Genomic DNA, 20,916 nt, shown 5'->3' on the forward strand with positions numbered 1-20,916 from the left:
ATAGTCGTCCATTGTGTAATCCCCTACTGCTCTCTTCGTTTGTGTCCCGAGCATATCGCGCCTGTGTGAAGGAAAAGTGAAACACGACCTTCATGGATAAAACGTAGCAGGCGGTCAGGAATTTATCATGGGATTTTTCAAGAAGACCTGAAACCACTGTGGGAGCGGGCTTGTTCGCGAAAGCGGTTGATCAGTCACATCGATGTCGGATGTGCCGACGCTTTCGCGAGCAAGCCCGCTCCCACAGGAGGGTGCCCGGCGTTAGCTTATTGGCCGTTGGCAGGCAACGCCGGAATCGGCTCGGACGGCGGTGGGATGTTCGTCGGATTAGCCGGTGGCGTGATGGTTTCCGTGGTCGGCGCAGGTTCTGCGCTTGGTGCCGGAGTGATCGGCGTAGCGTCCACTGGCGGCGCAACCGGTTCGGAACTGACCGGGGCGGTCTCGACGGGAGCTGGTGCGGTCACGGCCGGGGCTGCCGGTGCAGGAGCGGTTTCAGCAGCCGGCGCCAGATTCGCCGGAGCCGCTTTCGGCTCAGGTACGCCCAGGTCGGTCTTGGGTTTCTCTTCGATGTGCGCTGCCTTCTTCGTCTCTGCCGGCAGGAACTGCTCGACCAGAGTAAAGAAACGCTCGTAGAACTTCTGCGCCGTCACTGTTTCGCTGGCGACCTTGACCATCGAATCATCCGACGAGCCAATCGGCATCGACACCGAGCCGAGCACACCGACACCCAGGCTGGCCGAATTGTTGGTCTTCTTCAGTGCGTAGCGATCCTGCAGGGCGTTGGCGAACACCGTGGCGTGATGCTTGCCACTGGCATCTTCGGCACAGACCACGTTGAAACTGATTTCCAGGTGCGTTTCGCCGGTCTGCTGGAAGCTCTTGTGGCCGCTGACCAGTTTAGGGTCGCTGCTGGTGATGATGTAGCCCTGGCTGAGCAACGCGCGACGTGCCGCTTCGCAACTGGCGGTGTCGGTCACCGGATAATTGCGCGAGAACGTACCGGAGTCATCGAAGTTTTCATGCTCATACATCGGCTTGTCTTTCGAACAGCCGGCAACAGCGGTCAACAACAGCGCCAACCCGACAACACGCATGGGAGTGGAAATCAACATTGAACATCCTGAGGGAAAACAGTCCGGGGCGTATTGTGCAACAGATCGTGACCCCGCGGCGTATGGATTAGTGTCTTAAAACGGTTACAACTCTATCGACCTTCGGCGTCGGGAAAAAGTCGCCTCGATAAATGATCGATGAAAACCCGCAATTTGGCGGTGGCATGGCGGCTCGACGGCCACAAGACCCAAAACTGCCCGGTGTGCTCCAGATACGCGTCCAGCACCCGCTGCAGGCGTCCCTGCGCGACGGCTTCATGGGTCATGAAATCCGGCAGGCAGGCAATGCCCATGCCGGCGAATGCCGCGTGGGCAACGGCCTCAATGGACGTGCTGACCAGCCGCGCCGGCAATATCGGCTCTGCGGTGAAGGGTTCTCTACGCAAGGGCCACGGCTCCAGTTTGCCGGTGGCATGGAAGGTGTGGCGTAAACACGCGTGAGTCGCCAGCTCGGTGGGGGTTTGTGGCACACCGCGTTGCCGCAAATAAGCCGGGCTGGCCACCAACACCATATGAAACTCGCCCAACGGTCGTGCCATCAGCCGTGAATCACGCGGTTTGCCGGTACGGATGACGGCATCGAAACCCTCCTCCACCACGTCGACCATGCGATCGGTCAGATCCAGATCCAGTTCGATCTGTGGATACTGCGTCATGAATTCGTTCATGACCGGCATCACCAGCCCATGCACCTGCGGCAGGCTGATCCGCAACTTGCCGTGGGGCTGCGAAGCGGCATCGCACAGCTCGAACTCAGCCGCCTCGACCTCGGCGAGGATCTTGCGGCAACGCTCGAGAAACAGTGCGCCCTCGCTGGTCAGCGTGACACTGCGTGTGGTGCGATGAAACAGCCGTACGTTCAGCCGCGCCTCAAGTCGCGCAATGCTTTTACCCACCGCCGAAGACGACACCCCTTGCAACCGGCCAGCCTCAGTAAAACTGCGCGTTTCGGCGACCTGAACAAACACCGAAATACTGCCCAGGCTATCCATACCAACCCTCCATTGACGACATCCATGTCCGATATGTTCGGAACCATAACCTGTTTTTCGCCAATGCGCAGCGCTCTACCCTGTGTCCCTCGTCAACTCTGCACAGGGATGCTGGCTCATGAACGACACACCACTCACCTGCACTACGCTCGATAATCCACCCGCAACCGCCGAACGCTTACCGCTCGCCGCGTTACTGGCGCTGGCGACCGCCGGTTTCATCACAGTAATGACCGAAGCCATGCCGGCCGGCCTGTTGCCACAAATGAGCAGTGGCCTGAGTGTCTCTCAAGCGCTGATCGGGCAACTGGTCACGCTCTACGCCATCGGCTCGATCGTCGCCGCCATACCGCTGACCATCGCCACTCGCGGCTGGCGTCGCCGACCACTGCTGCTGTCCGCCATCGGCGGCTTTGCCATTGCCAACAGCATTACCGCCGTGTCTGAGCTGTACTGGCTGACCCTGACTGCACGGTTCATCGCCGGCGTGTTTGCCGGCCTGCTCTGGGCCCTGCTCGCCGGATACGCAAGCCGAATGGTCGCCCCACACCTGCAAGGTCGCGCGATCACCGTGGCCATGCTCGGCGCACCGATTGCACTGTCCCTGGGAATCCCCGCCGGCACCCTGCTCGGCACCCTGATTGGCTGGCGTCTGAGCTTCGCAATCATGACCGCATTGACCGTGCTGCTGGTGATCTGGGTACGCTTGCAAGTGCCAGACTTCCCAGGCGAGCGTGCCGGCAAACGCCTGCCACTGCGTCAGGTCTTCACCCTGCCAGGCGTGCGGCCGGTGCTGTTCGTAACCCTGTCCTACGTGGTTGCACACAATCTTCTGTACACCTACATCGCGCCATTCCTGCAACCGTCAGGATTGGGCGGTGAAATCGACCGGGTGTTGCTGGCATTCGGCGTGGCGTCAGTACTGAGCCTGTGGATCGTCGGCAGCCTGATCGACCGCTGGCTGCGCGAACTGGTGCTGATCAGCGCAATCCTCTTCATGCTTGCAGCCATCGCCCTGGGCATCTGGCGCGAATCGCCAAGCGTGGTCTACATCGCCACAGCCGTGTGGGGACTGGCATTCGGCGCCATGCCCTCGCTGCTGCAAACCGCTTCAGCGAAAGCCGCGAAGGACGCCGCCGACACCGCCCAGTCGATGCTGGTCACGCTGTGGAATGTCGGCATAGCCGGAGGGGGACTGGCGGGTGGACTGCTGCTGGACAGCGTGGGGGTCGAGCACTTTCCGTTGATCGTCGCGGTGCTGCTGGTCTCGACCTTCTATGCCGCTACCAATGCCCGACACCATGGATTTCCACGAGCGGCATAATGCTCAATGGTTTAAATACCCTCGCAACACCCGACCGGATATCCCCCGGCGATGCCGAGATTCCCTGTGTAGGGCTGCCGCAGGCCACGATCCTTTGATCATCACAACGTCAAAGTCAAAAGATCGCAGCCTTCGGCAGCTCCTAGAGAGCATGAGAATACCCGCCAGAAATTAGTGGCCGTAACACTGCCTTCGGAAGCAAGCCCCCCTCCCACAGTTTGAAACAGGTTCACCAGCCAGAGATTGGTCGGCTGTCAGCCCGCCATCGCTGGCAAGCCAGCTCCCACAAAGAAATGCGTAGACTCCAAACGCGGCGCATGCCGCCCCACTCAACACAATGAGCGTTAGCTCGAGTACCGCTCTTGATCTTAAAAGGCCCGTCGGCAGGCTGAGCGGAGGGGTTCATCCGGGGAGGACATCGAAAGGAGGTGCAGCGAAGCAAACCGGAGGCGATGCCCCGGATGAACCCCGGAGCGAAGGAACCCGAGCCACAGCGAGGGCCGTACGTCAGGGTAAAGCCTTTTTGGTTACTTTTTCGGCGTCTGGAAAAAGTGACCCGCCGTAAGGGCGGAACCCTAATCAGCCACACCCACAGCAACGGATCCACCAACAATCACCCGCCCAATAAAAAAGCCCCGACCAATCGGCCGGGGCTCCCTTATCAAATCTCAGTCAAACATCAGAACTTCTTGATGTCAGCCTGACTCTCCAACTGCTTGCGATACGCCGCAAAGTCCTGCTGACCTTCACGCGACGCCAGGAAGCGACGGTACTGAACCTTCTCTTCATCCGTCGGCGCAGCCGCTTCGTTAACGCCATTCAGACGCACGATCATCAGACTGCCATCCGGCAGAGTCACGCTGCTGAACGTCGGCTTGTCCTTGGCAGCCGGTTTCGGCATACGGAACAGCGCTTGCAACACAGCAGGATCAACCCCTTCCTGACCACGAGTGGCCGCTTCAGTGGTTTTCCAGTTCAGCCCTTCAACAGCCTTGTCCAGCGGAGCCTTGCCATCGCGCAGATCAGCAATCAGCTTCTCAGCCTTGGTCTTGGCAGCAGCACTGGCGTGCTCTTTGGTCAGCTGAGTACGGATAGCCGCACTCACGCTTTCCAGAGGCAGTTGCGCAGGCTTCAGATGCTCTTTGGAGCGCAGCACAATCACAGTTTCCGGATCCAGTTCGATGGCGGTGCTGTTGGCACCTTCATCAATCACTTCAGTGCTGAATGCGGCAGTGACCACGGCACGGTTAGCGGCAACACCTTCACCACCTTCACGGCCAAACGGCTTGGAGGTGTGCACGGTCAGCTTCAGATCTGCCGCGGGCTGAGCCAGGTCAGATGCTTCGAACGCGGAGTCTTCCAGTTGCTTGGTCGCTTCGACGAAACGTTGCTCGACCTGCGCTGCTTTCAACTCGCGGGTCAGCTTGTCTTTCAGGCTGGCCAGCGTTGGCACTTCAGGCGCTTCCACACCCAACAGTTTGATCAAGTGGTAACCGAAGTCGGTGCGCACCGGCTCCGACACCTGATCTTTGGCCAAAGAGTACAAAGCTTTTTCGAAGGCAGGGTCATAGACGCCAGGACCGGCATAACCGAGGTCGCCACCATTGTTGGCCGAACCCGGGTCCTGCGAGAACTCCTTGGCCAGCGCTTCGAACTTCTCGCCCTTGGCCAGACGCGCCTGGACTTCTTCGATCTTCGCTTTGGCCTGAGCTTCGGTGATCTTGTCGTTCACTTCGATCAGAATGTGCGCGGCACGACGCTGCTCCGACAGGTTGGCGATCTCTTTTTGATACGCCGCCTGCAGGTCTTCGTCCTTGACGGCGACCTGATCGAAGAACGAAGACTTCTTCAGCTCTACATAGTCGATGATCACCTGATCCGGAGTCATGAACTCCTTGGCGTGTTCATCGTAGTAAGCCTTGACTTCGTCGTCGGTCAGTTTGACCGCAGCCGGGTCAGCCTTGATGTTCAGCGTAGCGAAATCACGGGTCTGTTTTTCCAGACGGGCGAATGCCATCACTTCGGCGTCAGTGACAAAACCGCTGCCCGCCACACCGGCGCGCAGTTGGCCGATCAGCATTTCCTGAGCCAGCATCTGGCGGAACTGCATACGGCTGTAACCCAGTTGACGGATCACCTGGTCGAAACGCTCGGAGCTGAACTTGCCGTCGACCTGGAATTCAGGTGTCTGCAGAATCACTTGATCCAGCGCGCCTTCGGAGAAAGCGAATTTCGATTGTTCTGCGCCTTGCAGCAGCAGCTTGCGATCGATCAGCCCCTTGAGGGCCGATTCGCGGAGCATTTTCTCGTCAAGCAAAGAAGCATCGAAGTCCTTGCCCAACTGTTGCATCAGCTGACGGCGTTGCATATCAACGGCCTGGCTCAGCTCGTTCTGGCTGATTTCTTCACCGTTGACCTTGGCCGCCTCATTCTTGTGAGTGGCGGCCTGGAAAATGGCGTCGAAACCGGTCAACGCCATCAGCAAAATGATGGCTCCGATAATGGTCTTGGCAATCCAGCCTTGTGAATTGTCCCTGATATTCTGCAGCATGCGTCCCCCAGAAACGGTTGAACTTCAAAATTAGGCAACCGTGGAGCGTGGGTAGAATCCGGATAGAAGAAAGGCGCATCCGAGGATGCGCCTTCTCGTAACTGGCGGAGCGGACAGGGCTCGAACCCTCGATCCCGGCGTTACAGGCAGCTGTTTCAGCGACCTGCGCTACCGCTCCGCTGCCAAGTCAGGCATGACCCCGACCCGGATGGGTAAAAACCTGAAACTTAGTTAACAGCTTCTTTCAATGCTTTACCGGCTTTGAAACCTGGCTTCTTGGCAGCCGGGATTTCCAGAGTCTTGCCGGTCTGAGGGTTACGACCGGTACGAGCCGGACGGTCAGTCACGGAGAAAGTACCGAAACCAACCAGAACAACGGAGTCGCCAGCCTTCAGAGCGCCAGTGACGGATTCGATTACAGCGTCCAGCGCACGGCCAGCAGCAGCTTTCGGGATATCAGCGGATGCAGCGATAGCATCAATCAGTTCCGACTTGTTCACTCTAAGTCCCCTTATATCTATTTTGAGATGATTCTAAGTTTTTTGGTGAAAGCAAAAACGAGTGCTGAATGGCCTACAGACACTTAAGAGCCGCTTTATAACAAGGGCTCTAAAAAGCTGTCAAGGAAGCCACCCAGGCAAAAACGTATTAATGCGTGCTAATTCTTTCCTTAGAGTCAGACTCGCGTTTTTCGTCCTTGGCAACTATCTCCGGAGCCACATCCGGCAAGGGCTCCGGCGCGTATTGCAGCGCAATTTGCAGGACCTCGTCAATCCATTTAACCGGCTTAATCTGCAGATCCTGCTTGATATTGTCAGGAATCTCCTTCAGATCGCGCACGTTCTCTTCCGGAATAATCACAATCTTGATTCCACCGCGGTGGGCCGCTAGCAGTTTTTCCTTCAAACCACCAATTGCCAGCACCTGACCACGCAGAGTGATTTCACCGGTCATGGCAACATCGGCGCGCACCGGGATGCCGGTCAATGCCGACACCAGCGCCGTGCACATGCCCACACCGGCGCTAGGACCGTCTTTCGGCGTCGCCCCTTCCGGCATGTGAATGTGCGTGTCGCGCTTCTCGTGGAAGTCCAGAGGAATACCCAGGCTCTTCGCACGGCTGCGCACCACGGTCAGGGCCGCAGTGATCGATTCGACCATCACATCACCCAGCGAACCGGTCTTGATCAACTGTCCCTTGCCCGGTACGACCGCCGCTTCGATGGTCAGCAGTTCGCCCCCAACCTGAGTCCAGGCAAGCCCGGTCACCTGACCGATCTGATCTTGTTGCTCAGCCAGACCGTAGCGGAATTTGCGCACACCGAGGAAATGCTCCAGCAGATCAGCTGTCACTTTCACCGAGAAGCGTTTTTCCAGCGCGTGCTCTTTCACAGCCTTGCGGCAGACCTTGGCGATCTGACGTTCAAGGCCACGCACACCCGCTTCACGGGTGTAGTAACGAATGATGTCGCGGATCGCTTCTGCGTCGAATTCCAGCTCGCCCTTCTTCAGACCATTGGCGGCAATCTGTTTCGGCGACAGGTATTTGACTGCGATGTTGATTTTCTCGTCTTCGGTGTAGCCCGGCAGACGGATCACTTCCATCCGGTCGAGCAGCGCCGGCGGGATGTTCATCGAGTTCGAGGTGCAGAGGAACATCACATCCGACAGGTCGTAATCGACTTCAAGATAGTGATCGTTGAAGTTGTGGTTTTGCTCGGGATCGAGCACTTCCAGCAACGCCGACGCCGGATCGCCACGCATGTCGCTACCCATCTTGTCGATTTCATCGAGCAGGAACAGCGGGTTGCGTACGCCAACCTTTGTCATCTTTTGAATCAATCTTCCCGGCATCGAACCGATGTAAGTCCGGCGATGACCACGAATTTCCGCTTCATCACGTACGCCACCCAAGGCCATGCGCACGAATTTACGGTTGGTGGCGTGGGCAATCGACTCTGCCAGCGAGGTTTTACCCACGCCCGGAGGACCGACCAGGCACAACACCGGACCACGGATTTTCTTCACGCGTTTTTGTACGGCGAGGTATTCAAGGATACGTTCCTTGACCTCTTCGAGGCCGTAGTGATCGGCATCGAGAATGTCTTCAGCGCGCGCCAGGTCCAGACGTACCTTGCTCTGGGCCTTCCAAGGCACCTGCACCAGCCAGTCGATGTACGAGCGCACCACGGTGGCCTCAGCGGACATCGGCGACATTTGCTTGAGCTTGTTCAGCTCGGCAGTGGCCTTGGCCAACGCGTCTTTCGGCAGACCGGCAGCGTCGATACGCTTTTTCAGGTCTTCGATTTCGTTGTGGCCTTCGTCGCTGTCGCCGAGTTCTTTCTGAATGGCCTTCATCTGCTCGTTCAGGTAGTACTCGCGCTGACTGCGCTCCATTTGTTTTTTGACGCGACCACGAATACGTTTTTCGACTTGCAGCAGATCGATCTCGGCATCCAGCAACGCCAGAACGTGCTCGACCCGGGCAGACAAATCGATGATTTCGAGGATTTCCTGCTTCTGCTCGATCTTCAACGCCATGTGCGCAGCCATGGTGTCGACCAGGCGGCCCGGCTCATCGATGCTGTTGAGCGAAGACAGGACTTCAGCCGGGACTTTCTTGCCCAACTGTACATATTGTTCGAACTGCGACAGCAGCGTGCGCACGAACACTTCGGATTCGCGCTCGGCGGCGTCGACTTCTTCGATCAGCGAGACCTCGGCACGGCAGTGGCCGTCGACTTCGCTGAAGCGCTCGACGGTGCCGCGCTGCTCACCCTCGACCAGAACCTTGACGGTGCCGTCAGGCAGCTTGAGCAGCTGTAGAACAGTGGCGATGGTACCTACGCGATAGAGAGCGTCTTCACCGGGATCATCGTCAGCCGGGTTTCTCTGGGCCAGCAGCAGGATCTGCTTGTCGCCCGTCATCGCTGCCTCGAGGGCTTCGATGGATTTCTCGCGCCCCACGAACAGCGGGATAACCATGTGCGGATAAACCACGACATCACGCAATGGCAGGAGAGGCAATTCGATGGTTGTCTTCATGATTTCGCCTCTACGGCGGCCATATGGCCGTAATCAGATGGAATTAAGCTTGAAACCAAGATGGGGGCTGCCTTGAAAAAAAACAAGCGCAAAGCGGATGTAAAAAACGACATAAAAAAAAAGAGGCCCGAAGGCCCCTTCTTTGTTGCGACGCGGTGGACGCTTACGCGTCCGGCGCTGCCTTGGCCGTCGGCTCACTGTTTTCGTAGATATACAGTGGCTTGGACTTGCCTTCGATCACACTCTCGTCGATCACGACTTTACTCACCTCGGACTGCGAGGGGATTTCGTACATCGTGTCGAGCAGCACACCTTCGAGAATCGAGCGCAACCCACGGGCACCGGTTTTACGCTCCAGAGCACGCTTGGCGACAGATTTCAGTGCGTCGGAACGGAATTCCAGATCCACGCCTTCCATCTCGAACAGCTTGGCATACTGTTTGGTCAGAGCATTTTTCGGCTCGGTGAGGATCTGCATCAACGCAGCCTCATCCAGCTCGTCCAGCGTCGCGAGGACTGGCAGACGACCGACAAACTCAGGGATCAGACCGAACTTGACCAGATCGTCAGGCTCGACTTCACGCAGGGATTCGCCGACTTTCTTGCCTTCTTCCTTGCTGCGCACTTCCGCGTTGAAGCCGATGCCACCTTTGGTGGAACGGTTCTGGATAACCTTCTCGAGACCCGAGAAAGCACCACCGCAGATGAACAGGATGTTACGAGTGTCGACCTGCAGGAATTCCTGCTGCGGATGCTTGCGACCACCTTGCGGCGGAACGGAAGCGACCGTGCCTTCGATCAACTTGAGCAAGGCCTGCTGCACGCCTTCACCGGAAACATCGCGGGTGATCGACGGGTTATCGGACTTGCGGGAAATCTTGTCGATTTCGTCGATGTAGACAATACCCATCTGGGCTTTTTCTACGTCGTAATCGCACTTCTGCAGCAGTTTCTGAATGATGTTCTCGACATCTTCACCTACGTAACCCGCCTCGGTGAGGGTGGTTGCGTCAGCGATGGTGAACGGAACGTTCAGCAGGCGGGCCAGTGTTTCGGCCAGCAGGGTTTTACCGGAGCCTGTCGGGCCGATCAGCAGGATGTTGCTCTTGCCGAGTTCGACGTCGTCAGCCTTTTTGTCACGCTGGTTCAGGCGCTTGTAGTGGTTGTACACCGCTACGGCCAAAACCTTTTTCGCACGCTCCTGACCAATCACATACTGATCAAGGATGCCGCTAATTTCTTTAGGCGAAGGCAATTTATGCGCGCTGCTTTCGGCCTGGGCTTCCTGCACCTCCTCGCGGATGATGTCATTGCACAGGTCGACGCACTCGTCGCAGATAAAGACCGAGGGGCCGGCAATCAATTTGCGCACTTCATGCTGGCTTTTGCCACAGAAGGAGCAATAGAGCAGCTTGCCGTTGTCCTCGCCGTTGCGGGTGTCAGTCATTCGTTCGATCCAAATCCGATAGGCTTGCAACACAAGATGAAGGCTATTGCGGGCTTTTTCAAGCCCGCCGCTGATCAGACCAGCCGACCAAGCCTATTTTGAGCTGCTTATTTTAAGCTGGGCGCTGGTTGATCACTTCGTCGATCAAGCCGTATTCCTTCGCAGCTTCCGCACTCATGAAGTTGTCGCGGTTGGTATCGCGCTCGATTTCTTCCAGAGTGCGACCGCTGTGTTTGGCCATCAGCGTGTTCAGACGCTCGCGAATGAAGAGGATTTCCTTGGCGTGGATTTCGATGTCCGACGCCTGGCCCTGGAAACCGCCCAAAGGCTGGTGAATCATCACACGCGAGTTAGGCAGGCAGAAACGCTTGCCTGGAGCACCTGCGGTCAGCAGGAATGCGCCCATGCTGCAGGCCTGGCCGATGCAAGTGGTTGATACGTTGGGTTTGATGAACTGCATGGTGTCGTAGATCGACATGCCTGCAGTCACCGAACCGCCCGGGGAGTTGATATAGAGATGGATGTCCTTGTCCGGGTTTTCCGCTTCAAGGAACAGCAGTTGCGCGCAGATCAGGTTGGCCATGTAGTCCTCTACCGGACCAACCAGAAAGATCACTCGCTCCTTGAGCAGGCGCGAGTAGATGTCATAGGCGCGTTCGCCACGAGCAGATTGCTCGACAACCATCGGGACCAGGCCGCCTGCGGCCTGGATATCAGAGTTCTGCTGAATATACGAATTACGGAACATGCTCTGCAGTCACTCCCAAATAGTTATGTCTTGAATACGCATAAGCCAGCTCGAAGGCTGGCTTATGTGTGTACTTCTTAACGCAAAAACAATCAGTCGGCTTTTGGAGCTTCTACCGGCTTGACCGCTTCTTCGTAAGAGACCGATTTGTCGGTCACGCTAGCTTTCTGCAGAACAGTATCCACAACTTGTTCTTCCAGCACAACCGAACGCACTTCGTTCAGTTGTTGCTCGTTTTTGTAGTACCACGACACGACCTGCTCAGGCTCCTGGTAAGCCGAAGCCATTTCCTGAATCATTTCGCGAACGCGGGCTTCGTCAGGCTTCAGGTCGAACTGCTTGACCACTTCAGCCACGATCAGACCCAGCACTACGCGACGCTTGGCTTGCTCTTCGAACAGCTCGGCCGGCAGTTGATCAGGCTTGATGTTGCCACCGAACTGCTGAACAGCCTGCACGCGCAGACGGTCAACTTCGTTGGACAGCAGAGCCTTAGGCACTTCGATCGGGTTGGTGGCCAGCAGACCGTCCATTACCTGATTCTTGACCTTGGATTTGATCGCCTGACGCAGTTCACGCTCCATGTTCTTGCGAACTTCGGTGCGGAAACCGTCGATGCCGCTTTCCTTGATGCCGAATTGAGCGAAGAACTCTTCGTTCAGCTCAGGCAGTTTTGGCTCGGAAACGGTGTTTACAGTGACGGTGAACTCGGCGGTTTTGCCAGCCAGGTCCAGGTTCTGATAGTCCTCAGGGAAAGTCAGGTTCAGAACGCGTTCTTCGCCAGCTTTAGCACCTACCAGACCTTCTTCGAAGCCCGGGATCATGCGGCCGGAACCCAGCACCAGCTGAGTGCCCTTGGCGGAGCCGCCAGCGAATGCTTCGCCGTCAACCTTGCCAACGAAATCGATGTTCAGTTGGTCTTCGTTCTGGGCAGCGCGATCGGCCACTTCGAAACGGGTGTTCTGCTTGCGCAGGATGTCGAGCATCTTGTCCAGATCAGCGTCAGCCACGTCAGCGCTCAGGCGCTCAACGGTGATGCCTTCGAAGCCGGCAACGGTGAACTCAGGGAACACTTCGAATACAGCAACGTATTCCAGATCCTTGCCAGCTTCGAGCGACTTAGGCTCGATCGATGGCGAACCTGCCGGGTTCAGCTTTTGCTCAACCACTGCTTCATAGAAGGAGGACTGGATGACATCACCAACAGCTTCCTGACGAGCATCAGCACCGAAACGGCGCTTGATTTCGCTCATTGGCACTTTGCCTGGACGGAAGCCAGCAATCTTGGCCTTTTGGGCAGTCTGCTGCAGACGCTTGTTGACCTGAGTCTCGATGCGCTCTGCCGGCACGGTGACGCTCATGCGGCGCTCGAGAGCAGTAGTATTTTCAACAGAAACTTGCATGGATATTCCTCGTTGCACAGACGTTAGCCGGCCGTTTCCGACCCCAGAATCAAGGGCATGCATTCTAGTGGGTCAAACTCAAGAAGTCACCCTACTGAAAACGGGTAAAAAAACAGCGGGCAATTTATAGGGATAGATGCACAGATGCAGCGCGTCCCACAGGCGAATACAACCAATCACGCCAAGGCTCTGCGCCGACCTCTTCTATATATAGAAGGGACTGCCCATCACTCCTTGACGGCCGCTCTTGCAAGCAAGCCCGGCGAGCAGTGCAGCATCATCGAGCAACATAAATACGACGAAGCGCCCTGCCCCTGCGACCGAAAACCGGCAAGCGCCAGTTTTTGAAACCGCAAAAACAAAAAAGGCGCCAGACTGTTAAATCTGGCGCCTTTCGAAATATGGGGTGGACGATGGGGATCGAACCCACGACAACGGGAGTCACAATCCCGTGCTCTACCAACTGAGCTACGCCCACCATATTGCGTAACAAAAAAGCCAAACAACTTCTTTGTTGAACCTCACCAGCCCGAAGACATGGATGAAGCTTTAATTGGTGCGGATGAAGAGACTCGAACTCTTACGCCTCGCGGCGCTGGAACCTAAATCCAGTGTGTCTACCAATTCCACCACATCCGCGGATGAAGCTTTTTAAAGCAAAGGCGCCAGACTGTTACATCTGGCGCCTTTCGAAATATGGGGTGGACGATGGGGATCGAACCCACGACAACGGGAGTCACAATCCCGTGCTCTACCAACTGAGCTACGCCCACCATATAACGCTACTTGTGCCAAAGCTGCCTAATGGCGCACCCGGCAGGACTCGAACCTGCGACCATCCGCTTAGAAGGCGGATGCTCTATCCAGCTGAGCTACGGGCGCCTTATTAATCTGTACTCTTAAAGGACTACAAACTAAGTGCTTTCCAGTGTTGCAGAACCTTGATTCCGCTTCACCTTCTTAACCAGTGCTAGGCTGTGCCCGACAAGTGCGACGAATAGTATAGAGCGCTCCGAAGGTCGTCAAATCATTTTTGAAAAAAATTCATTTAATTAAAGGAGTTAGGGGAATTTGCTGACCAAGCGCCTTTGCCCTCACCGCTCGACATGCGAGAATGCGTTCTCTTTTTTTCCCCTCTCGATGGTTAATCACGCGCAATGACTGCACAACTAATCGACGGCAAATCGATCGCCGCCAGCCTGCGCCAGCAGATCGCCCAACGAGTTGCCGAGCGTCGCCAGCAAGGCCTGCGCACTCCCGGCCTCGCGGTGATCCTGGTCGGCAGCGATCCTGCCTCTCAGGTTTATGTCTCGCACAAGCGTAAAGACTGTGAAGAGGTCGGCTTCCTCTCTCAAGCCTACGACCTGCCCTCTGAAACCACTCAGCAGGCGCTGACCGATCTGATCGATCGTCTCAATGACGACCCGGCGATCGACGGCATCCTGCTTCAGCTGCCGCTGCCCGAGCACCTGGACGCTTCCAAACTGCTGGAGCGCATCCGCCCGGACAAAGACGTTGACGGTTTCCATCCTTATAACGTCGGTCGCCTGGCCCAGCGCATTCCGCTGCTACGCCCGTGCACGCCTAAAGGCATCATGACCTTGCTGGAAAGCACGGGTGCTGATCTTTATGGCATGGACGCCGTCGTTGTCGGCGCGTCCAACATCGTCGGTCGCCCGATGGCGATGGAGCTGCTGCTGGCCGGTTGCACCGTGACCGTGACCCACCGCTTCACCAAGGATCTGGCTGGCCACGTCGGCCGTGCTGACCTGGTGGTCGTGGCCGCCGGCAAGCCGGGGCTGGTCAAAGGCGAGTGGATCAAGGAAGGCGCGATCGTCATCGACGTCGGTATCAACCGTCAGGACGACGGCAAACTGGTCGGTGACGTTGTCTACGAAACCGCCCTGCCGCGCGCCGGCTGGATTACTCCGGTTCCGGGCGGTGTAGGCCCGATGACCCGCGCCTGCCTGCTGGAAAATACGCTTTATGCAGCGGAAACCCTGCACGCTTAAACCGTATTTTTCGCAGTACCGAAACCCCGCCCCGTGCGGGGTTTTTCATGCCTGAGAAAAAACACTAACCGTTCGCCGGAAACCCCTCTTTTTTCAGGCCTTTTCACGAGATTTTCAGGTCTTCCAAACAACCATCGACAGTTCTTCAGCCATACTCCTAAAATGCGCCGGTTTTAAGAAATAACCCGTTACAAACTAACGGAATATCCAACCTTTATGAGTTTGCCAGCGTGAAAATTCGTCTTTCGATTCTGAGCCTGTTTTTTGCTTTTACAGGCACATTCATCACGCCAACGATCAACGCTGCGGAAACCACCGCTGCCCCACGTGACGCTTCGACATTGAAGATCGCTTCCGGCAGCGCCCTGCTCATGGATATGCAGACCAACAAAGTCATCTACTCCAGCAACCCTGACGTGATCGTGCCGATCGCTTCCGTCAGTAAGCTGATGACTGGATTGGTAGTGGTTGAAGCCCGACAGAACATGGACGAATGGATCGATGTCGATATCAGCCACACGCCGGAAATGAAGGGCGTGTTTTCCCGAGTCAAACTCAAGAGTGAGCTGCCGCGCCGCGAGATGCTGCTGATTGCCCTGATGTCCTCGGAAAACCGTGCGGCCGCCAGCCTCGCGCATCATTACCCGGGTGGATATGTCGCCTTTATCGCGGCGATGAACGCCAAGGCCAGGGCACTGGGCATGACCAACACCCACTACGTCGAGCCGACCGGTCTGTCGGAGCGCAACGTTTCCACTGCCCGCGATCTGAGCAAGTTGCTGGTGGCCGCGAGCAAATATCCGATCCTCAGCGAACTAACCACCACCAAGGAAAAAACTGTTTCTTTCCGCAAACCCAATTACACCCTGGGTTTTCGCAATACCGATCACTTGGTCAACAAGGCCGACTGGGATATCAAGATCACCAAAACCGGCTTCACCAATCCCGCCGGCCATTGCCTGGTATTGGTGACTAAGATGGGCAACCGTCCGGTTGCGCTGGTGATTCTCGACGCGTTTGGCAAGTACACGCATTTTGCCGATGCCAGCCGCATTCGCAGCTGGATGGAAACCGGCAAGAGCGCCAGTGTTCCGGCGGTGGCTCAGCAATACAAAGCCGAGAAAAACCTCAAGGCGCGCCAGAGCGGCGTGGTTGAAGCGTCCAAGTAAATCGCAGCATAAGAAAAAGCCCCGAATCTTCGGGGCTTTTTTTCGTCTGTAATCAGTCGTTGGGCAGTGGCATCTTGTCGTCATCAGGAATGCCATCGCCCTTGCTCGGATCCGGCGCAAGCCCTGGTGCTACCAGAGGCCGAGCCAATGGATCGCGCATCGGACTGTCCGGGTCCAGCACCGGATCGACGCCCTCTTCCGGCGTGGTCGGCACACTATCGGGCTTTTGGTCATCGAAGCTTGAATCGGTACTCATACGCACCTCACCTCAAGGTTTGAGATTGGCTAACGGATCGTAGGGTTTGGACGGTTTCTTGTTGTCCTCACCGGGCTGTACATCCTTGGGCGCCTTGGCGGGCCCCACAGGATCGACTTGCGGATCATCGAGATCCGGGGAGTCCGGGTCGAATCCGAGATCATCGCCTGAGGAATGCTCGGAAGAATGCGGGCCTTGCGGAGATGGGGAATCTGTCATGTCGCCTCCTGATTCACCCGCGAACAACGGGCTATAAGCGTAGGAGGCTTGCCGGGCGCAGTCGTGCCCGGCAAATGACGAACGGAACGTCAGTGCGCAGCCAGCGCCTTGCGCGCCTGCGCCGCTTCCGGTTCCTGACCGGCACGGGACAACTCATCGGCCGCTTTCAGCCATCGCTGACTATCAACGGCTGCCGGGATCTGCGAGGGCTTCTGGATCAGGATGGCCCACCCGCCAGACTTTTCGAAAGCCGACTCGAAGGCACTGAACCCCATCAATTCGCGGCGATTCATACCGGCACGAAGGAGCACTTTCTGTTTGTTGCGGTCGTAGCCTGAAAGAATTGCGTAACGCGGTTCGGCCCAGAATGCCGAGCCTTCGCTAAAGCGCACCATCACCGGATACCCGGCGGCGACCTGTGTCAGCAAGGCTGGCAGATTCTTGTCCAGCGGATAGACAACCATGCCGTATTCCCGGGCAAGGTTCTGCATGTTCTCTTGCAGCTTGTCTTCGGCACCGGGCAGGTGCAGTGGTTTCTCCAGCAGCCCCGGGGTGATCACGATCCCTTGCTGCGACAACAGGCTGGCGAGCACCTGCGGCCCGGAATGGTTGGCCTCACCCCTATAGAACGTGCCACTGAGCTCGACCCGCTCCGGCAGGCGCTTGACCTCTGGCGCCACACTGCCCGCACACCCGGCCAACACCGCCACGCAGCCAGCGACCAGCAACGCCGCACGCATTCGAGAAAATACCTGGACCATCGTCACTCTCTGTTCAGACACCGGTCATCGTGTTCCGGCAACGCCAGCGATCATAGGGCCGCGAACGGCTGCGGTATAGCTCTAAACCGTAGACGCATCGATTGCATAGAGCGAACTGATTGGTCACCACCGACCTTTGGTCAATAGCCTGAAACACGGCGTTGACTAGACTGTCACTGAAACAGAGCGAATTGAAAAGTGTGCGCCCGATGCAGGGCGAAGAGGAGGCACTGATGAGCCTGACCATGACCATCGTAATGTTGATTGCCGGCTGGCTGGCTGTTGCCGCCGCCATGCTTTGGGGGGTGTTGCGGATTGCGCGGCGTCATCACCCTCCGGTTCACACCACGCCCATTGAAAAAGTTGAAAAGCAACGCGTTCGCCACGCGACTGCGCACTGAAGCGATAGCCCCTCACCCTAGCCCTCTGCCAGAAGGAGAGGGAGTTGACCGGGTTGCTCATCCGAAGTACATCGACCTGAAATATCGAGTCGAACTCAGGTTTGAAAACAACAAAGGATCGGCTCCCTCTCCCTGGGGAGAGGGCTGGGGTGAGGGGTTGGCTCCGATGCGCAGCACAACTCCTGAGAAAAAAAAACCGCCTGAACTTCAATAGCTCAGGCGGTTTTTGCATTTTCAGCGTTTACACCTGCTCAGCCACTTTCTTCTGCCGAGCCCGGCGCGACATCATGTTCAACACTTCAATCGCCGCCGAGAACGCCATCGCGGCATACACATAACCTTTCGGTACGTGGGCACCGAAGCCTTCGGCGATCAGCGTCATGCCGATCATGATCAGGAAGCCCAGGGCCAGCATCACCACCGTCGGGTTGTCGTTGATGAACTTGGCCAGCGGGTCAGCCGCCAGCAACATCACCAGCACCGAGACCACCACCGCGATGATCATGATCGGCAAATGTTCGGTCATGCCGACCGCGGTAATGATGCTGTCGATCGAGAACACCATGTCGAGCATCAGGATCTGGCCGATAGCGGCCGCGAAGCCCAGGGTCACCGTCGACGTGGCCGACTTCGGATCTTCCGGCGCCGGATCCATGCTGTGATGGATTTCCGTCGTTGCCTTCCACACCAGGAACAGACCACCGGCAATCAGGATCATGTCCTTCCAGGAGAAGGCCTGGCCAAGGATTTCGATCACCGGCGCAGTCAACTGCACGATGAATGCGATGGTGCTCAACAGCGCCAGTCGCAGGATCAACGCCATGCCAATACCGATGCGGCGCGCTTTCTGCCGGTGCTGTTCGGGCAGCTTGTTGGTCAGGATCGAGATAAAGATCAGGTTATCGATGCCGAGCACGATCTCCATCACCACCAGTGTGGCCAAAGCAACCCAGGCGGTGGGGCTGGCGGCGAGTTCTAACAGATATTCCATGGGTCAGTCCTGACTCTGTGTAAGACGAATTAGATGGTCTTGGAGGAAGATTCGGATTTTTCCGAATCTTTTTCCGGGGTTTCTTTTTTCTCGATCAGCCCGCCGGTGGCGTCGCTGAGCGCTTGCTCGGCAGCTTTGTGGGTGTCGTCGATGGCCTGTTTGGCACTTTCGGCGGCTTTGCCCATCAACTGCTGGGCGCTTTTCTCGGCCTGATCGCAACCGGTCAGAACCAGTAAAGACGTAAACAACAACGCTGGGAGTGTGTATTTCATGGGGCTTCCTTCGAATGAACAGACAGGGTCACAGACCGGCCGTCGATGGCTGGGCATTCTAGGGAGACAAACACTTCAGTAAAATTCGTATTTTCAGCGGCTATACTTCGGTTTTTACGAATCCGAACACCAGGGACGCGCCGATGCTCAATTACCGACAACTGCATTACTTCTGGGTGGTGGCCAAGACTGGCAGCATCGTGCGTGCCTGCGAGCAACTGAACCTGACACCGCAGACCATCAGCGGACAGATCTCCCTGCTCGAACAAACTTACGGCATCGATTTGTTTAAACGGGTGGGCCGGCAGCTCGAACTCACCGAAGCCGGGCGCCAGGCCCTGCCCTACGCCGAGCAGATGTTTCAGTTGGGCGGCGAACTGGAGTTGATGCTGCGCGCCCAGCCCAACGAACAGCAGATCCTGTTCCGCGTCGGCGTTGCCGATGTGGTGCCAAAATCCATCGTTTATCGCCTGATCGCGCCGACCATGGAGCTGAACGAGCCGCTGCGCATCACCTGTCGCGAGGACAAACTCGAACGCTTGCTGGCGGATCTGGCGATTCAACGTCTCGATCTGGTGATCTCCGACAGTCCGATGCCGTCGCACCTCGACATCAAGGGCTACAGCCAGAAGCTCGGCGAGTGCGGGATCAGTTTCTTCGCCACCGCCGAACTCGCCGAGCGTTACGGGCAGGACTTTCCGCGCAGCCTGCACGGCGCGCCACTGTTGATTCCCGGGGCGGAAACCGTGGTGCGCAGCCGTTTGCAGCGCTGGTTTGCCGAACAGCAGATTCAGCCGCAAATCGTTGGGGAGTTCGATGACAGTGCCTTGATGCAGGCATTCGGCCAATCCGGCAGCGGGATTTTCATCGGCCCGAGCGTGATTGCCGAGGAGGTGAAGCGCCAGTACGGCGTCGAGCTGATTGGCCAGACCGATGCCGTGACCGAGTCGTTTTACGCCATTTCGGTGGAGCGCAAGGTCAAGCACCCCGGCATCGTTGCGATTACCGAAGGTGCCCGACGCGAGCTGTTTACCGCGTTATGAGGCCTCTGCGCACATTTCGCGCGGCTTGAGTGTCATCAAGACCATGGCGAGGAATACTGACAGCAGAATGAACCCGGCGGCAGCAAAGCCAAGGAAGCCTAGACCTGCGCTGTCGATGACCCGGCCACCGACCATGGCGCCCAGGCCAATCCCCAGATTGGCCCCGGCGATATTCAACGAGGCGGCAAAGGCTGGCGCTTCTGGCGCGGCTTTCATCAGACGCACATGGCTGACCAGGAACAGCGCCGCCTGGGTCACGCCCCAGATGCCCATCGCCACGGCCAGGCCCAACGGCGAATGAATGTTCGGCACCAGCGACACCATGCCGGCAATCATGAACGCACAGAACAACACCGACGCCCCCAGCGGATGGCGGTCCACGGCACGCCCGCCCAAGGAGTTGCCGATTAGCCCGACCGCGCCGAAGCCCATCAGGCACCAGCCGACCACCGTGCCGTTGAATCCGGCCAGGCGTTCAAGAATGTCGGCCAGATAGGTGTAAGCGGTAAACATGCCGCTGAACACCAGAATCGACAGCAGGATGTGGCCGATCATCAACGGGCTGCGCAGGATCTTGAACTGTGAGCGGAAGCTGACCTGGTGCTGGTGCAGATCGGTTTTTGGCAGGTAGACAAACAACAACAGCGCCTTGGCAAACGCGATAACCGCGAGAATGCCGAAAGCACTGCGCCAGCCGAATGCGTCGGAAATCAGCGTGCCGACCGGAATGCCGAACACCGTGGCGCAGACAATGCCGAAGCCGATCTTGGCGATGGCGCGACCGGCATAGTCCGGGCCGACGATGTCCACCGCCGTTTCACTGGCAAGCGCCCAGAACACCGGCAGCCCCAGTGCCGGGATCAAGCGGGCAATCGCCATCACCCAAATGTTCGGCGCCAGCGCGGCCACGGTATTGGCCAGGCCGAACATGATCAGGATGGTGATAAACAGTTTGCGTCGTTCGAAGCGGGCGAAATACGCAGTCAAGAATGGGCCGAACATCGCCACGGTAAAAGCGAATAGAGTCACCAGCAGACCGGCCTGCGGGATCGTGACTTCAAGGTCGCGGGCAATCGACGGCAGCAGGCCGACGATGACGAACTCCGTGGTCAGCACCGTGAAGCCGGCGGCAGACAACAGAAGGATGGGCAACAACATGGGGAACTCCAG

General features: G+C 57.4%; 19 protein-coding genes and 4 tRNA genes. 5 read left to right on the forward strand and 18 right to left on the reverse strand.

Translation table 11 applies throughout. The features are described from left to right. Positions 1 to 266: 266 nt before the first annotated feature. Together ACVVH8_RS19140 and ACVVH8_RS19145 are read right to left on the reverse strand one after the other, a co-directional pair. A complete protein-coding gene (locus ACVVH8_RS19140; protein ID WP_212809572.1) occupies positions 267 to 1,112 on the reverse strand; it encodes a DUF2242 domain-containing protein in 846 nt (281 codons plus the stop codon). Positions 1,113 to 1,204: 92 nt separating this feature from the next. Continuing rightward, positions 1,205 to 2,104 (reverse strand): LysR family transcriptional regulator, encoded by a 900-nt coding sequence (locus ACVVH8_RS19145; RefSeq protein WP_475225641.1) that lies wholly within the window; start codon positions 2,102 to 2,104, stop codon positions 1,205 to 1,207. Between the two features lie 118 nt (positions 2,105 to 2,222). On the opposite strand from ACVVH8_RS19145, the gene ACVVH8_RS19150 reads away from it, so the two are divergent. Further along, positions 2,223 to 3,428: an MFS transporter gene (locus tag ACVVH8_RS19150; RefSeq protein WP_475225644.1), complete on the forward strand. Its 1,206-nt coding sequence runs from the start codon at positions 2,223 to 2,225 to the stop codon at positions 3,426 to 3,428. A gap of 679 nt (positions 3,429 to 4,107) precedes the next feature. Here ACVVH8_RS19150 and ACVVH8_RS19155 read toward each other — a convergent pair. From ACVVH8_RS19155 to ACVVH8_RS19200, 10 genes are all read right to left on the reverse strand, one after another. Continuing rightward, positions 4,108 to 5,979, reverse strand: a complete 1,872-nt coding sequence (locus ACVVH8_RS19155) for a SurA N-terminal domain-containing protein (protein ID WP_475225647.1) — start codon at positions 5,977 to 5,979, stop codon at positions 4,108 to 4,110. 227 nt (positions 5,980 to 6,206) lie between these two features. Next, positions 6,207 to 6,479 (reverse strand): HU family DNA-binding protein, encoded by a 273-nt coding sequence (locus ACVVH8_RS19160; protein WP_003183171.1) that lies wholly within the window; start codon positions 6,477 to 6,479, stop codon positions 6,207 to 6,209. A gap of 148 nt (positions 6,480 to 6,627) precedes the next feature. After that, complete coding sequence (gene lon, locus ACVVH8_RS19165) at positions 6,628 to 9,024, reverse strand: endopeptidase La (RefSeq protein WP_007917325.1); 2,397 nt, start codon at positions 9,022 to 9,024, stop codon at positions 6,628 to 6,630. A 163-nt stretch (positions 9,025 to 9,187) separates the two neighbouring features. Further along, entirely contained in the window at positions 9,188 to 10,471 is a 1,284-nt protein-coding gene (gene clpX, locus ACVVH8_RS19170; RefSeq protein WP_016775335.1) for an ATP-dependent Clp protease ATP-binding subunit ClpX, read from the reverse strand. Positions 10,472 to 10,583: 112 nt separating this feature from the next. Continuing rightward, positions 10,584 to 11,219, reverse strand: a complete 636-nt coding sequence (gene clpP / locus ACVVH8_RS19175; protein ID WP_007951559.1) for an ATP-dependent Clp endopeptidase proteolytic subunit ClpP — start codon at positions 11,217 to 11,219, stop codon at positions 10,584 to 10,586. A 92-nt stretch (positions 11,220 to 11,311) separates the two neighbouring features. Next, entirely contained in the window at positions 11,312 to 12,622 is a 1,311-nt protein-coding gene (tig, locus tag ACVVH8_RS19180) for a trigger factor (RefSeq protein WP_103305231.1), read from the reverse strand. A gap of 402 nt (positions 12,623 to 13,024) precedes the next feature. Then, a tRNA-His gene (locus ACVVH8_RS19185) sits at positions 13,025 to 13,100 on the reverse strand. A 76-nt stretch (positions 13,101 to 13,176) separates the two neighbouring features. After that, positions 13,177 to 13,261: transfer RNA gene (locus tag ACVVH8_RS19190), tRNA-Leu, on the reverse strand. Between the two features lie 58 nt (positions 13,262 to 13,319). Further along, a tRNA-His gene (locus ACVVH8_RS19195) sits at positions 13,320 to 13,395 on the reverse strand. Positions 13,396 to 13,427: 32 nt separating this feature from the next. Further along, positions 13,428 to 13,504: transfer RNA gene (locus tag ACVVH8_RS19200), tRNA-Arg, on the reverse strand. 275 nt (positions 13,505 to 13,779) lie between these two features. On the opposite strand from ACVVH8_RS19200, the gene folD reads away from it, so the two are divergent. After that, the gene (folD, locus tag ACVVH8_RS19205) at positions 13,780 to 14,634 is read left to right on the forward strand and encodes a bifunctional methylenetetrahydrofolate dehydrogenase/methenyltetrahydrofolate cyclohydrolase FolD (RefSeq protein WP_064389226.1); all 855 of its coding nucleotides are present in this window, start codon (positions 13,780 to 13,782) and stop codon (positions 14,632 to 14,634) included. Between the two features lie 230 nt (positions 14,635 to 14,864). Continuing rightward, complete coding sequence (gene pbpG, locus ACVVH8_RS19210; RefSeq protein WP_103305229.1) at positions 14,865 to 15,803, forward strand: D-alanyl-D-alanine endopeptidase; 939 nt, start codon at positions 14,865 to 14,867, stop codon at positions 15,801 to 15,803. Between the two features lie 52 nt (positions 15,804 to 15,855). Here the strand turns inward: pbpG and ACVVH8_RS19215 are convergent, their stop codons facing one another. The 3 genes from ACVVH8_RS19215 to ACVVH8_RS19225 form a co-directional block, all read right to left on the reverse strand. After that, entirely contained in the window at positions 15,856 to 16,059 is a 204-nt protein-coding gene (locus tag ACVVH8_RS19215) for a hypothetical protein (RefSeq protein WP_103305228.1), read from the reverse strand. Positions 16,060 to 16,071: 12 nt separating this feature from the next. Next, positions 16,072 to 16,278: a DUF6021 family protein gene (locus ACVVH8_RS19220; RefSeq protein WP_212809581.1), complete on the reverse strand. Its 207-nt coding sequence runs from the start codon at positions 16,276 to 16,278 to the stop codon at positions 16,072 to 16,074. 89 nt (positions 16,279 to 16,367) lie between these two features. Continuing rightward, complete coding sequence (locus tag ACVVH8_RS19225) at positions 16,368 to 17,039, reverse strand: peptidase C39 family protein (protein WP_475225650.1); 672 nt, start codon at positions 17,037 to 17,039, stop codon at positions 16,368 to 16,370. Between the two features lie 233 nt (positions 17,040 to 17,272). On the opposite strand from ACVVH8_RS19225, the gene ACVVH8_RS19230 reads away from it, so the two are divergent. Further along, complete coding sequence (locus ACVVH8_RS19230) at positions 17,273 to 17,440, forward strand: hypothetical protein (protein ID WP_177431430.1); 168 nt, start codon at positions 17,273 to 17,275, stop codon at positions 17,438 to 17,440. A gap of 241 nt (positions 17,441 to 17,681) precedes the next feature. On the opposite strand, the gene ACVVH8_RS19235 is transcribed toward ACVVH8_RS19230, so the two are convergent. Together ACVVH8_RS19235 and ACVVH8_RS19240 are read right to left on the reverse strand one after the other, a co-directional pair. Further along, the gene (locus tag ACVVH8_RS19235) at positions 17,682 to 18,431 is read right to left on the reverse strand and encodes a TerC family protein (protein WP_103305225.1); all 750 of its coding nucleotides are present in this window, start codon (positions 18,429 to 18,431) and stop codon (positions 17,682 to 17,684) included. Between the two features lie 29 nt (positions 18,432 to 18,460). Then, positions 18,461 to 18,703, reverse strand: a complete 243-nt coding sequence (locus ACVVH8_RS19240) for a hypothetical protein (RefSeq protein ID WP_103305224.1) — start codon at positions 18,701 to 18,703, stop codon at positions 18,461 to 18,463. Positions 18,704 to 18,846: 143 nt separating this feature from the next. On the opposite strand from ACVVH8_RS19240, the gene nhaR reads away from it, so the two are divergent. Beyond that, positions 18,847 to 19,746, forward strand: coding sequence for a transcriptional activator NhaR (nhaR, locus tag ACVVH8_RS19245; RefSeq protein WP_475225653.1), 900 nt, complete (start codon positions 18,847 to 18,849; stop codon positions 19,744 to 19,746). Here nhaR and ACVVH8_RS19250 read toward each other — a convergent pair. Then, positions 19,741 to 20,904, reverse strand: coding sequence for an MFS transporter (locus ACVVH8_RS19250; protein WP_103305222.1), 1,164 nt, complete (start codon positions 20,902 to 20,904; stop codon positions 19,741 to 19,743). The genes nhaR and ACVVH8_RS19250 overlap by 6 nt on opposite strands. Between the last annotated feature and the right edge of the window lie 12 nt (positions 20,905 to 20,916).

The sequence above is a fragment of the Pseudomonas trutticola BRTCR10 genome, assembly GCF_056155105.1.

What these genes read in the sequence shown, in the direction of transcription:
- tig (WP_103305231.1), bottom strand. Translation starts at nt 12,622, where the DNA reads ATGCAAGTTTCTGTTGAAAATACTACTGCTCTCGAGCGCCGCATGAGC.
- folD (WP_064389226.1), top strand. Translation starts at nt 13,780, where the DNA reads ATGACTGCACAACTAATCGACGGCAAATCGATCGCCGCCAGCCTGCGC.
- ACVVH8_RS19250 (WP_103305222.1), bottom strand. Translation starts at nt 20,904, where the DNA reads ATGTTGTTGCCCATCCTTCTGTTGTCTGCCGCCGGCTTCACGGTGCTG.
- clpP (WP_007951559.1), bottom strand. Translation starts at nt 11,219, where the DNA reads ATGTTCCGTAATTCGTATATTCAGCAGAACTCTGATATCCAGGCCGCA.
- lon (WP_007917325.1), bottom strand. Translation starts at nt 9,024, where the DNA reads ATGAAGACAACCATCGAATTGCCTCTCCTGCCATTGCGTGATGTCGTG.
- ACVVH8_RS19235 (WP_103305225.1), bottom strand. Translation starts at nt 18,431, where the DNA reads ATGGAATATCTGTTAGAACTCGCCGCCAGCCCCACCGCCTGGGTTGCT.
- nhaR (WP_475225653.1), top strand. Translation starts at nt 18,847, where the DNA reads ATGCTCAATTACCGACAACTGCATTACTTCTGGGTGGTGGCCAAGACT.
- ACVVH8_RS19230 (WP_177431430.1), top strand. Translation starts at nt 17,273, where the DNA reads ATGAGCCTGACCATGACCATCGTAATGTTGATTGCCGGCTGGCTGGCT.
- ACVVH8_RS19140 (WP_212809572.1), bottom strand. Translation starts at nt 1,112, where the DNA reads ATGTTGATTTCCACTCCCATGCGTGTTGTCGGGTTGGCGCTGTTGTTG.
- ACVVH8_RS19145 (WP_475225641.1), bottom strand. Translation starts at nt 2,104, where the DNA reads ATGGATAGCCTGGGCAGTATTTCGGTGTTTGTTCAGGTCGCCGAAACG.
- ACVVH8_RS19150 (WP_475225644.1), top strand. Translation starts at nt 2,223, where the DNA reads ATGAACGACACACCACTCACCTGCACTACGCTCGATAATCCACCCGCA.
- ACVVH8_RS19225 (WP_475225650.1), bottom strand. Translation starts at nt 17,039, where the DNA reads ATGGTCCAGGTATTTTCTCGAATGCGTGCGGCGTTGCTGGTCGCTGGC.
- ACVVH8_RS19155 (WP_475225647.1), bottom strand. Translation starts at nt 5,979, where the DNA reads ATGCTGCAGAATATCAGGGACAATTCACAAGGCTGGATTGCCAAGACC.
- ACVVH8_RS19240 (WP_103305224.1), bottom strand. Translation starts at nt 18,703, where the DNA reads ATGAAATACACACTCCCAGCGTTGTTGTTTACGTCTTTACTGGTTCTG.
- clpX (WP_016775335.1), bottom strand. Translation starts at nt 10,471, where the DNA reads ATGACTGACACCCGCAACGGCGAGGACAACGGCAAGCTGCTCTATTGC.
- ACVVH8_RS19220 (WP_212809581.1), bottom strand. Translation starts at nt 16,278, where the DNA reads ATGACAGATTCCCCATCTCCGCAAGGCCCGCATTCTTCCGAGCATTCC.
- ACVVH8_RS19215 (WP_103305228.1), bottom strand. Translation starts at nt 16,059, where the DNA reads ATGAGTACCGATTCAAGCTTCGATGACCAAAAGCCCGATAGTGTGCCG.